The 1234-nt window shown below is 62.0% G+C and carries 1 protein-coding gene; it reads right to left on the bottom strand.

What is annotated here, in order from left to right; translation table 11 throughout:
* The coding region (serA, locus tag ABWP50_RS03330) for a phosphoglycerate dehydrogenase (RefSeq protein ID WP_353216615.1) at positions 1 to 1234 on the bottom strand (1234 nt) is incomplete at both ends.

The following is a 1234-nucleotide window of genomic DNA, read 5'->3' as shown; positions in this document are numbered from 1 at the left end:
TTGGTGTTGCCAAACAGCGTTCCCGCTACGCTGCGCGGGCCATTGGCGGTTTGCACCGTTACGCGCAGCAGGGTGTGGTAATCGGTTTCGCGGTCGTGGCGCACTTCGGCGATATCGATTTCGCGCTCGCGGGCCAGGAACGGCGCGTTGACCATGTTGACCGTGTCGCTGTGCGTTCGCATCAGGCCCGCCAGCACGGCCGCCGTGATCGGCTTGATGTTCAATTGCGCTGCAGCACCTTCCACTTCGACGCGCACCGATTTGATGCCATCATTGTCGAGCTGCCCAACCAAGCTGCCCAGCCGTTCGGCCAGCGCCATGTAAGGCTTCAGGCGCGGCGCTTCTTCGGCCGACAGCGATGGCATGTTGAGCGCGTTGGTGACGCCGCCGGTCAGCAGGAAATCGCTGAGCTGCTCGGCCACCTGGATGGCGACATTCACCTGCGCTTCGTCGGTGGAGGCGCCAAGATGCGGGGTGGAGATGAAATTGGGCGTGCCGAACAGCGGCGATGTCTTGGCTGGCTCTTCGGCAAACACATCGAGGGCGGCGCCGCCGATATGGCCGCTGTCGAGCAGTTCCTTCAGCGCCGCTTCATCGATCAGGCCGCCGCGCGCGCAATTGACGATGCGCACGCCGGCTTTGGCCTTCAGCAGATTTTCACGGCTCAGGATATTGCGCGTGCTGTCGGTCAATGGGGTGTGCAGGCTGATGAAATCGGCATGGCTGAGCAGTTCATCCAGCGTCACCTTGGTCACGCCCATGTTTTCGGCGCGTTCCGGGGTGAGGAAGGGATCATAGGCGATCACCTTCATCTTCAGGCCCAGCGCGCGATCGGCCACGATGCTGCCAATGTTGCCGGCCCCGATCAGGCCCAGCGTTTTTGCGGTGACTTCCACGCCCATGAAGCGGTTTTTCTCCCACTTGCCGGCCTGGGTGGAGGCATCTGCCTCGGGCAATTGCCGGGCCAGCGCAAACATCAGCGCGATGGCATGTTCGGCAGTGGTGATGCTGTTGCCGAACGGGGTGTTCATCACCACGACGCCCAGCGCCGACGCCGATGGAATGTCGACATTGTCGACGCCGATGCCAGCGCGGCCGACGACTTTGAGATTGGTGGCCGCAGCCAGGATTTCCTTAGTCACCTTGGTGGACGAGCGGATGGCGAGGCCATCATATTGGCCGATGATCTTGATCAGCTCGTCCTTGGACAGGCCGGTGATTTCATCGACTTCGA

The sequence above is a fragment of the Sandarakinorhabdus sp. genome, assembly GCF_040398645.1.
GTDB lineage: Bacteria > Pseudomonadota > Alphaproteobacteria > Sphingomonadales > Sphingomonadaceae > Sandarakinorhabdus.
The sequence above is the reverse complement of the archived record's forward strand: the minus strand, read 5'-3'. Positions and strand labels throughout refer to the sequence as shown.